8 protein-coding genes are annotated in these 11,443 nt (G+C 53.2%); 4 read left to right on the forward strand and 4 right to left on the reverse strand.

Annotation, left to right across the window (positions count from 1 at the left end; translation table 11 throughout):
- The first annotated feature begins 40 nt into the window (after positions 1 to 40).
- Positions 41 to 2,689 (forward strand): ABC transporter permease, encoded by a 2,649-nt coding sequence (locus tag ACK5LI_RS10095; RefSeq protein WP_416948841.1) that lies wholly within the window; start codon positions 41 to 43, stop codon positions 2,687 to 2,689.
- Between the two features lie 314 nt (positions 2,690 to 3,003).
- On the opposite strand, the gene glpK is transcribed toward ACK5LI_RS10095, so the two are convergent.
- From glpK to ACK5LI_RS10115, 4 genes are all read right to left on the reverse strand, one after another.
- Positions 3,004 to 4,497, reverse strand: coding sequence for a glycerol kinase GlpK (glpK, locus tag ACK5LI_RS10100; protein WP_416948843.1), 1,494 nt, complete (start codon positions 4,495 to 4,497; stop codon positions 3,004 to 3,006).
- A gap of 30 nt (positions 4,498 to 4,527) precedes the next feature.
- Complete coding sequence (locus tag ACK5LI_RS10105; protein ID WP_416948845.1) at positions 4,528 to 5,283, reverse strand: MIP/aquaporin family protein; 756 nt, start codon at positions 5,281 to 5,283, stop codon at positions 4,528 to 4,530.
- Between the two features lie 64 nt (positions 5,284 to 5,347).
- The gene (locus ACK5LI_RS10110; protein WP_416948847.1) at positions 5,348 to 6,997 is read right to left on the reverse strand and encodes an FAD-dependent oxidoreductase; all 1,650 of its coding nucleotides are present in this window, start codon (positions 6,995 to 6,997) and stop codon (positions 5,348 to 5,350) included.
- Positions 6,994 to 7,959, reverse strand: coding sequence for a sugar-binding transcriptional regulator (locus ACK5LI_RS10115; RefSeq protein WP_416948849.1), 966 nt, complete (start codon positions 7,957 to 7,959; stop codon positions 6,994 to 6,996). Before ACK5LI_RS10115 ends, ACK5LI_RS10110 begins: the two co-directional genes overlap by 4 nt.
- 718 nt (positions 7,960 to 8,677) lie before the next feature.
- Between ACK5LI_RS10115 and ACK5LI_RS10120 the strand changes: the two genes are divergently transcribed.
- From ACK5LI_RS10120 to ACK5LI_RS10130, 3 genes are all read left to right on the forward strand, one after another.
- Positions 8,678 to 9,544, forward strand: a complete 867-nt coding sequence (locus ACK5LI_RS10120) for a THxN family PEP-CTERM protein (protein WP_416948851.1) — start codon at positions 8,678 to 8,680, stop codon at positions 9,542 to 9,544.
- Between the two features lie 189 nt (positions 9,545 to 9,733).
- Entirely contained in the window at positions 9,734 to 10,204 is a 471-nt protein-coding gene (locus ACK5LI_RS10125; RefSeq protein ID WP_416948853.1) for a MarR family transcriptional regulator, read from the forward strand.
- Positions 10,205 to 10,242: 38 nt separating this feature from the next.
- Positions 10,243 to 11,442, forward strand: coding sequence for an efflux RND transporter periplasmic adaptor subunit (locus ACK5LI_RS10130; RefSeq protein ID WP_416948855.1), 1,200 nt, complete (start codon positions 10,243 to 10,245; stop codon positions 11,440 to 11,442).
- The last annotated feature ends 1 nt before the right edge of the window (position 11,443 follow it).

Genomic DNA, 11,443 nt, shown 5'->3' on the forward strand with positions numbered 1-11,443 from the left:
CGCACATAAGTGCAATGCACTAACACACCGGAGCCTGACCATGACACTCAAAGATATGCACCTCGCTCTTACTCTGGCTACCCGCGAGCTACGTTCCGGAAAACGTCGGTTTACCGTATTTTTGCTGTGTCTTTTTCTGGGCGTATTTGCCATTGCTGCTGTGGGCTCCATTTCAGAATCCGCAAGATCCGCTATATCCCGTGATGCCCGTGTATTAATGGGCGGTGATGCCGCCATCCAGCTGGCGACGCCGCAACCGTCAGCCGATGAAGTGGCGTGGCTGCAGCAATACGGCACCACAAGCCATACTATCACTCTGCGCGGCATTGCCCGCGCTGAAAACGGTGAATCAGCACTGGTTTCTGTAAAAGGCGTGGACCATGCATATCCGTTATACGGCAGCGTAGAATTGCGTCCGGAGCTCTCTGCCGCAACTCCGCTGAGTCACCTTTTGTCCGGTGCCGACAGTAAAATCTTAAAAAACGACAAAGAAAGCGAACGCCCGCAAAAACCAACTGTACCTGAGGACAAAACATCAAAGTATTCCTCCACGCCTGCAACCCTACCCGCTGTAATCGCAGACGAACTGCTGCTCACGCGCTTAGGAATCAATGTTGGTGAAATCCTGCGCATCGGTACGCAGCAATTCATCGTCAAAGCAGCTCTCATCCGTGAACCGGACAGAGCATTTCAGGGTGTTACATTTGGTCCGCGAATCATCATGTCGCTTCAGTCGCTGCATAAGACAGGCCTTATTTTACCCGGCAGCCTGCTGCACAGCCGCATGCGCATACGGTTGGACACTGTGACCGGAAGACCGGCAACAGAAACGCAAGTTGGAGATTTTACGCAGGAAGCCCGTACAAAATTTGACGACCACGGCTGGCGTGTGGAGCCATACACCCGCGCGGCACCGCGCATACGTTCCATTCTGGACAGGCTTGATATGGACCTGATGCTCATCGGCCTTGCTGCACTGCTTATAGGCGGGCTGGGAATAGCGGAAGCCGTACGCGGCTATCTGGCCAGCAGAGTACAGAATATGGCTACCATGAAATGCGTGGGCGGCGGAGTATCCACAGTAATCTGGACATACTACATCCAGATTCTGCTTATCGGCACAGCCGGAATAGTTGCCGGATGCATAGCGGGTACACTGGTGCCTTACGCTGCAAGCGGGCTGCTGGGCACACTGCTGCCCGTTCCGCTTGATACCGGCATTCACCTCAAGGCGCTGCTGCGGGCCGCGCTGCTGGGCTTTGCCATCATTACGGCATTCTCTCTGCGTCCGCTGTTGCAGGCCGGAGGCGTCTCTCCTGCAGTACTCTTTCGCGGGTATGTTGCAAACGCTGAAACATCCATGACGGCCAAAGGCAGGCTCCTGTTGCTTGCCGCATTCGGCGTGCTGACAGGACTTGTGTTTCTGTTTACACCGGACAAACGTATGGCGTGGGGATTTGTAGGGCTGACCATCCTTTGTACCGGAGTATTCAGAATAGTCGCGTGGGGCTTGCAGGTTGTAACAAAAAAACTGCCCGCCATGGGGCATCCCAGCCTGCGGCTCGGGCTTTCATCCATTCACCGGCCCGGTGCGCCGACTGTGCATCTGGTGTTTGCATTGGGGCTGGGCCTTACAGCATTGGTTGCCATTGCACAGATTGAGCAGAACCTGAGCGCCACTCTGCAACGCGATCTGTCCCGTGACGCCCCTGCATTTTTCTTTATCAATGTGCTTCCCGACCAACGGCCGCAATTTACAGCCCTTGGCGAACAGTACGGCACAACCCGCATGGAACAAGGCCCCATGGTCCGCGGTCGTATAGTACGCATCGCCGGAGTACCTGTTGCCGACGCCGAGATCTCCCCTGACGTCCGCTGGGCCGTGCGCGGAGACAGAGGGTTAAGTCAGGCCGCAGCACAACCGCAGGAAACCGAAATCACAGCAGGGGAATGGTGGCCGGAAAACTACTCCGGCCCGCCCATTATCTCATTGACGGCAGACCTTGCCAAAGGCTTTGGCGTAACGGTGGGCGACACGCTGACGTTCAACATTCTCGGGCGGGAAATCAAGGCAACCATTGCCAACATACGCAAAGTGGACTGGATGACATTCCAGCTGCAGTTTGCGGTGCTTTTTGCTCCCGGCCTGCTGGATAATGCACCGGTCACATGGGTCGTAACCGCTTACGGCAAAGGTGAAAATATGGATCGCCTGTACCGCAATGTCACTTCGGACTATCCGAATGTCACCGTGTTCAGTATGCGCGAAATTCTGGCTGATGTACGCGGTCTCATGGAGCGGATGGGCATAGTGTTTCGCGCTATGGCAGCCGTCCTGCTGGCAACAGGCCTTATGGTGCTTGCCGGTGCCATAATGGCAGACAGAAACCAGCGTATATATGACGCCGTCATCTACAAAGTGTGCGGAGCAACACGTAAAGACATCATGCTTGCGCTGATTACAGAGTTTCTGGCTTCCGGCCTTGCCACAGGCATCTTCAGCGCTTTTACAGGAACAGTAGCCGCATGGGCTGCTGTCAGCCTGCTGATGAAGCTGCCTTTCAGTATTCAGCCTGTAGCAATTATAGCGACCATAGTTGCCGGAGCGATGTTTGCGCTTCTCTTCGGGCTGGCAGGAACGGTTAGTGCCCTCGGCAAACGTCCGGCGCCGTACCTGCGCAACGAATAACAAAAAGGGCCGTTGGCAACTGACGCCCTTTACCAAACTGCATGCAGGCTTCAAATACAGAGCCTGTGTTGAGACTGATATGTTGTAACAGACGAATCATGGCGGGCAGATTGCAACTGGCAGGGGATGGCTGAATAGCTACGCCTTGCCGCATTGCACCCGATGCTATCCGGCTAACCTATTCCGGCAGGCAACAGTATCCTTCAATTATCAAAAAAGAATGCACTATCGCCCCGACCAGCTTTTTCTGACTTTTCCCCGCAAAAAAGGGCGCTCCGGTACCGGAGCGCCCTTAGTTTGTTCAATGCGTTCGTTTAGTCTTCAGACCACTGCTTGGCACGCTCAACAGCGCGCTTCCAGTTGTAAACCAGTTTTTCGCGTACGTCGGCCTTCATATTCGGCTCGAAACGACGGTCCAACTGCCACATGGCAGTGATTTCCTCTTCGCTCTTCCAGAAGCCGACAGCAAGACCGGCAAGGTAGGCCGCACCCAGTGCTGTGGTTTCCGTCACTTTCGGACGTTCGACAGGTACGCCTAACACGTCAGCCTGGAACTGCATCAGCAGGTTGTTACGGGTTGCACCGCCGTCAGCACGCAGGGCAGCAAGGCTGATTCCGGCGTCTTTCTGCATGCAATCCATAATATCAAGAGTCTGCAGGGCAATGGATTCCAGAGCGGCACGGGCGATGTGCGCCTTGGTTGTGCCACGGGTCACGCCCACCATAGTGCCACGCGCATACTGGTCCCAGTGCGGAGCACCAAGACCGGCAAATGCGGGAACCAGTACCACGCCGCCGTTATCCGGCACGCTCAGGGCCAGCTGTTCAACTTCAGGCGCACTCTGGATAATGCCAAGGCCGTCACGCAACCACTGCACAACAGCACCGGCAATGAATACGCTGCCTTCAAGGCAGTAATAACGTCCGCCGGGGGTATTCCATCCGGTGGTGGTCAGCAGGTTGTTTTTGCTGATGTGGGCCTGCGTTCCGGTATTCAGCAGCATAAAGCAGCCGGTACCGTAGGTGTTCTTTGCCATGCCTTCCGCAAGGCAGGCGTTACCGAAGGTCGCGGCCTGCTGGTCACCGGCGATACCGGCGATGGGCAGAGCCTTGCCGAGAAACTCGGGATGCGTCTCGCCGACAACTTCGGAAGAACCGGCCACACGGGGCAGCATGGAACGCGGCACATCCAGAATCTTCAGCAGCTCTTCATCCCAGTCGCCTTTGTGGATGTTAAAGAGCATTGTCCGGCTGGCGTTGGATTCGTCAGTGACAAACTCTTTGCCTTTGGTCAGGTTCCAGATAACCCATGTGTCGATAGTACCGAAGCACAGCTCACCGCGCTCGGCCTTTTCGCGTGCACCGGGCACATTGTCCAGAATCCACTTCACCTTGGTGCCGGAGAAGTAGGCATCGATAACCAGACCGGTTTTTTCGCGGATGGTATCTGCAAGGCCGCGTTTTTTCATATCATCGCAGATGCCAGCAGTACGACGATCCTGCCATACGATGGCGTTATGGATGGGGGCGCCGCTCTTTTTATCCCATACAACAGTGGTTTCGCGCTGGTTGGTAATGCCGATGGCAGCTACATCGCTGGCGTTAACACCGGCACGCTGCAGGCAATCAGTCATAACCCACGACTGCGTATCGAATATTTCGTTGGCATTATGCTCTACCCAGCCGGGCTGGGGGTAAATCTGAGTGAACTCTTTCTGGGCAATCTGTTTGATATCCCCTTCGCGGGTAAACAAAATCGCGCGGGAACTGGTAGTACCCTGATCGAGTGCCAGAATATACTTGCTCATAATTGACCTCCAAACGGGGGTTAGATGTTGTTATTCCTGAGCCTTGTGTACAGCACCAGTGGTCATGTCGTAAACCAGTGCACCAACGGCACCGCCGACAAGCGGGCCAAGGATAGGTGTAAGGACAATCGACAGATCCATCAGGTTACCCTGTGTAAAGCCGGAGACCAGAGCAAACATACGCGGTCCGAAGTCACGGGCGGGGTTGATGGCATATCCGTTCATAGCGCCCAGTGCCATACCGATAACGGTAACAAGCAGAGCAACGATGAAAGGCACAGTCCAGCCTACATTGTTTTTTGCTGCAAAGTCACCGGCAGCCAGAATGCCAAACAACAGAATGGCGGTGCCGATAATCTGGTCAATAAAGCCGGGCAGGAAGGTATCCGGAATAGCCGGGAATGTGCAGAAGATACCTGCCGTGCTGGCAAGGTTAGGGTCAACCATCAGCCATTTGGCTTTAAAATCAATGAATACAATTGCCGCGCCCACAAAAGCACCGGCAGTCTGCGCAAGGCTGAACGGAATAACTTTGCGCCAAGGGAAGCGGCCGGTCACAGCAAGGCCGAACGTGACCGCAGGGTTGATGTGAGCGCCGGAGGGCAGGCCCGCCATTACGCCCAGAAGAACTGCAAGACCCCAGCCGATGGTTATGTTTGTCCAGGTAATGCCCAGCCCTTCGCCGAAGAGCACCGTCATTGCAACTGTACCGGTACCGAACAGAATAAGTACCATAGTGCCCATGAACTCAGAGATGAGTTCTTTTCCAAGTGAAAGCTCCTTCATGCTTCCTCCTCTTCCTTGCATACCGTTACGCGGTAATCACACCGCTGTTACTGGGCCTATCGCTTCACTCCCCGTTGTTACCCTTATTGCTGTCAGGTTTAAGCCAACGCTGCAGCATTGCCGTGGCGGCCTCTGTCTCCTCCTTGCATCGGGCCGGTTCCCAGCACAGTTCATTCCCCATGATTTCCGCCACAACGGGGGCAGCTTCAATGGCATGGGCAAGATTGACCAATCCCAGCGGCAAGCGTCGCACAAGTACATCGCTGACACGGGATGCCATCTCATAACGGGCCTGATAGACAACTTCTGCCCCGATATATGCATGTTCGGGGTGCAAAGGCTCTGTCAATCCTGTTTCGCGGGCCACCTGCACTACCTTTGCAGCTTCATCGCCGTAGGTTTTGTGCAGGGATTCCGCAAGCTCCTCTGATATGCCGTACTCGCGTGCCATCTCTGTATGCGCTCCGGGAACAAACCCTCGTGAACCCAGAACTTTCAACGTATCAGTCACGCACGGGCGACGCAGATTGAACCCGAATAACGAATCCGCTCTGTCCACTGTATCTTCAGCCATACGGCGATAGCTGGTCCATTTACCACCGGTGATGGTAAGCACTCCTGCCGGTGAAACATCCAGAACATGGGTTCTTGCCAGTTCCTGAGTGCTGGACTTGCCCGAAGCAAAAACCAGCGGGCGCAGCCCGCTCCAGACGGAGAGAACATCACTGCGCATTACCGGACGGTTTAAATATTTCGCTGCGTACTTAAGCAGATATTCGATATCCTGTTCTGCCGGTACGGGGTCATGATCAGGCGTGGCAGGTTCATCAGTAGTGCCAAACACCACATGTCCCATCCACGGAATCATAAACAGCACACGTCCGTCTTCTGTACTCGGGATCATTAAAGAAAGATCAGGAGGGGTGAATTTTGCGTCCAGCATAATATGAATGCCGGAGCTGACTTTCAGAATATCAGGAAGCTGCGGATCGTCCATGTGCCGCAAAGTGTCGGCCATGGGGCCTGTGGCATTTACAACGCCTTTTGCCCGGATGGTCCATTCTTCACCGGTCAGGTTGTCCCGCACGTGAGCACCGCGGACTTTTCCCTGAGTGCGTACCAGCCCTGTCACTTCCACATGGTTAAGGCAGGTTGCACCGTGTTCGTTGGCAGTACGGGCAAGCGTAACTGCCATGCGGGCATCATTAAACTGTCCATCATAATAAATGACGGCTGCTTTGTACCCGTCCAGATTCAACGTGGGAAAGAGCTGCTGCGCTTTTTTACGGCTTACCAGCTTACTACGCCCAAGTCCCAGCTTGCCTGCAAGCAAATCGTACATAACAAGTCCGGCGTACATGTACCCTGCTTCACGCACGGTATGCACGGGGGTGATCAGCTTCAGAGGATGGGCCAGATGCGGTGCGTTTTTCAGCAGCTGGCCGCGTTCTTTCAAGCCTTCCCGTACAAGGTCAAACTGCTCTTTATCCAACTTGAGCACCGCTTTCTCAAGGTAACGCACCCCGCCGTGCACCAGTTTGGTACTTTTGCTGCTGGTACCTGATGCATAGTCAGCCCGCTCCACCAGTGCCACGTCAAGTCCCCGTGTCGCCGCATCCACTGCGACGCCGCACCCTGTTGCTCCGCCCCCTACAACCAGAAGATCATACTCTTTGTCCGCCTTCAGGCGGCTCAGCAACGTTTCCCTGTTCATATTTCACCTCCGGTTTCAGCCGCGAGCAACGTTCCGGCCGTTGTTTCATCCGTAACAAGTACATCAGCAAATCCGCCCAGAAGTGCAGCTCTGATAATAGCTGTCTTGCTGGGCCCCCCTGCAGCCGCTATCCGCAAAGGAATTGTGCGGACTTCATCCAGTGTCGGCCCCATAAAACATTCATTTTTCGGATGCGTCACAGGTTTGCCTTCCGCATCCACAAAAGCGCCGAAAACCTCTCCGACAGCACCTGCATCCACCAGCGATTTGAATTCCAGCCGGGTTATTGCGCCCAGCACGATGTTGGTTGCATTCACCGCCAGTTCTCCAAGTCCGACCAATGCAATATCTACCTGAATGGCACGTGCATACACAGAGCGGAAAAGCTCCTGAGACTTAAGCAGCCTGCATGATTCAGGGCTGGGAGCAAACATGGGAGCGGCAATATAATATGTCTGGGAGGCTTTTAACCTGCGTGAAAACGTAGTCACAATTTCATAAGGATTTACGATGATGCTGTACGGCAACCCGCCGTACATGGAAACTACGGTTAACCCGTCTGCCGAATCAGCCGGAGCAGAGGAAGCCGCAGCAGCAACGGTGGTTCCCCAGCCTAAACCCAGCGAATTCCCGTCGCGCAATGCAGTAGAAAGATAGTGCGAGGCAGCCTGCCCCAGATTGTAGTTCAGGTGTTTGGGGTTGGCAGGTGCAGGAATAACGATGGCGCGTCTCAGTCCGAATACAGTTTCCAGCTGGCGTTCCATTTCATGGCAGACTGCCCTGTCCGTATTAACGATGATCTGCACATACCCCTGATCGCGGCAGACCTGCAGAAGTCTGACAATTCGAGCACGGCTTACGCCCAGCCAGTCTGCAACTTCCGCCTGCGTCATGCCGTTGGCATGATACGCCCACGCTATACGGCTTAGCAGTTCGCGCTCTTCGTTGGTATGGTCTGTCACAATCAAACCCGCCTTTTTAATACGCCTGCCCCTCAATGCCCTCAGCTATATTCCGGAAAACAAAAAAGCCCCGTTCCGGTCATAACCGGTCAGGGACTAAAATCACATCAGCAGCAGTAAGAGCTGAACAAAAAAGCACAAAAGCATACTTTTGCATAATCATACTGTACCCCTAGCTGTATCTGACAGCCAAGTTACTGCGGCATGTATGCATTACCCATCATTTTTTCCAGACTGCAGTTACTTCATTTTCTTCACTGCTTACAGCTCGCATACAAACACCGACATATGTTCATGCTCTGAACATATGTCAGCTTGTCTTTTTTTGGCAACCTTAAAGTCACTTTTCCTTCAAAGTTATTTGTAGTCTTCTACGAATTATAGTTTTTTTATAATCGAATACGCGGGCTCAGGTTAACAGCAGCGGTGTCGAAATCCATTACAGGAGATCTGAATTTCACTACAGACAAAAAATAACTCAATAAAAACAGCACAAAAACACATACAGAGCTCTTCAACTTGTCAGACAGCATGCTTGCACGGCCTTTAGTGTCGAGTTCTTTAACATGCCCATGGGTAATCCTATCGACATAACAACGCTTACACACCGTACTTATAGCTTTTTTTTTATTGGCACAGCGAATGCATTACAATTCTCGAAGATTAGACTTCAATTAAAAATTTATAAACACAGGCAAATGTCGAGGAGGGTAGCACTATGAAAACCCGTATTACCACAATGTTAGGTGCAGCACTGATTCTGGTGGCTACCATGGCCTTTAGCGCCTCGGCAGCCATTATACCCAGCTTTGACTACACAGTTGACGGGGCTTTTGTTGAATGGGATACCACTGTCGGTACAACAGGCACTGTTCTCGCACCGGCGACAGGTATCACAGGCTCAGATCCGGTGAGTCTGAACTGGGGTTTCCCCATGCCCGGTGGCACTCAGGACGGTTACCATAAGCTTTCCTGGGGTGATGTATATGACGGAACGAACGGCACCACGTTAGGCGCCGCGATTCCCGATGCCAACATGAGTTCGTTGTTCATCACTGCCGGCACAGGCACGATGACAACTAACGGCCCCACTGAAGACGGTATGACCCTGTTCCATGACAACCAGACCATCAACTCCGACAGCATTCAGGTTGTCAGCGGCAAGGTTCGCGCAACGTTGACTCTTACCCCTGTGGGTTACCCGACGTTCCCCGCGTTCTCAACTGTTCTTGAGTTTGCTTTCTATGAAACCCTGAACAGCTCCGCGACTCCTAACGACGTCTTCGTACTGTTGAACCCCGAAGCGATGGTTGAAGACTTCAAAATCGGCAACCAGTGGTACACCGTATCGTTTGAAGGTAACTTTGACACCATCAGCCCTGCTTACCAGCAGGTCCTGATCAATGACGGTGTTGACCCCTTGCTCGCAGCGAATGCTGTAGGCTGGGTAACTAACGAAGGGCAACTCAACGAGCGTTTGACCAACATCCGCATCGTGGCAACTCCTGAGCCTTCAACCATGCTGCTGCTGGGCCTCGGGTTCGGTTTGCTGGGATTTGCCGGCTACCGCAGAAGCCGCAGCTAGTAAAAAAACAAAAACGCATTAAAAAGCGGGCCGGAAGGCCCGCTTTTTTTTTCAAAAAAAGTGCAGCCAGAATAACCTATTACATTTCATGCAAAATAAACATACATTCATGTCGAAATAATATTATTGACATTATTTCTCTACAGACATATTTCGGCCTTCCAAACTATTTTTTGCAGGAGTACGCCCATGGATAATCAACGACGCAACCCTATATGGAAGCGACATTTCAAATCTGCCGCTTTGCTGGGTGATTACAGCACCCGCGAACTTTCACGGCGGCTGGGCAATGACCCCGTCAGCAATCTTACCCAAAAGCAGATACGTATGGTAATGATCATACGCGAGCATACAGAAGAAGGCCGCCCCGGAATGTTGCTGAAAGAGCTTGCAGAACAAGCCGAAGTTTCTCCTTCGTCCGCATCGACAATGGTTAATATGCTTGTACGCAAGGGTATTCTTGAGCGTAGAAACTGTACACAGGACAGACGGGCAATCCGGATTTCGCTTTCAACCTCGCTGCAGAGCTACCTGATGGCTTCCGACCAGCTGCTTGACGAAAAGTTGGCTGAAATTTCGGAAACCATCGGACCAGAGCGTATGCGTGCATGGTCTGAAGCTGTTGATATTCTCATCACCAGTTTGTCATTGAACAAATAAAAAAGATAACAATCACAACGTAAAAAACTGGAAAGCACATGCAAACGACCACCCATAGTCACAAAATCCAAGCGGCCGTAGCCCGCCCCTGCTTTCATGCATCCAGCACCATGCTCTGCGCTTCGGTGTTTCTGCTTGCCATGGTAATGGCAACCTTTGCCCACGCAGCTTCCCCTGCCGAAGCAAAAGGGCCTGCCCCTGCCGTAACAGTGGAAAAGGTGCTGATAAAGGATGCCAACCCGGCTACAGACTATGTAGGCAGAGTTGAAGCCATCCAGACAGTAGACCTACAGCCCCGTGTCGAAGGATATCTTGAAACGGTTAACGCAACCGAAGGCGGCATGGTAAACGCGGGCGACCTGCTGTTCACCATTGAGCAGACAGCATATCGCGCACGCGTAAACGCTGACGCTGCAGCCGTTGACAAGGCAAGGGCATCGCTTGAAAGAGCCCGGAAGTATCTCCAGCGGCTGCGTTCCACCCGCAAAAGCGGTGTTGCCGCGGCTGATATGGATGCAGCGGTCAGTGATGAACTGCAGGCCAAGGCCCAGTTACAGGAAGCTCTGGCTGCACTGGAGCAGTCTAAACTGAACCTTGGGTACACAACCATCAGCGCCCCCATTCACGGTCGTATAGGTAAGGTGCAGGTAACCCGCGGCAACCTTGTTACCCCTGCCACAGGCCAGCTTGCCCGCATTGTTCAGGTGGACCCCATCCGTGTGGTCTTTTCGCTGAACGAACAGGACTATTTGAAGATGTCCCGTCATATTTCGTCTCTCCCCACTGGCGAGATTAAAGTATCGGATGCTGTTGTACCCCGCCTTCTGCTTTCTGACGGTTCAGAATATCAGGCGAAGGGGCGTATTTCGTTTGTTGATAACGAAATTGACCCGCAGACCGGAACCATTGCCATCCGTGCAGAATTCGACAACCCCAAACAGCTGCTTCTACCCGGTGCCTATGTCACTGTTGAGCTGAGTGAAGCCAAAGCCAAGCCCCGTCCTGTCGTGCCTCAGGCGGCCGTACAGGAAGATAAGGAAGGCCGTTACGTACTGCTGGTGGGAGAGGACAACATAGTTTCCATTCGCCGCATCGTGACAGCCGAAACCATGGGCTCCAGCTGGATTGTTGAAAAAGGACTGGATGGCGGAGAAACCATCATTGTCTACGGTCTGCAAAAGGCCCGTGTCGGTCAACCTGTCGAGCCCAAGTTCGACGCCACCATCGGTCAGGAGTAAC

Origin of the sequence: Oleidesulfovibrio sp., from assembly GCF_047973035.1 — a bacterium.
Classification (GTDB): Bacteria; Desulfobacterota; Desulfovibrionia; order Desulfovibrionales; family Desulfovibrionaceae; genus Oleidesulfovibrio.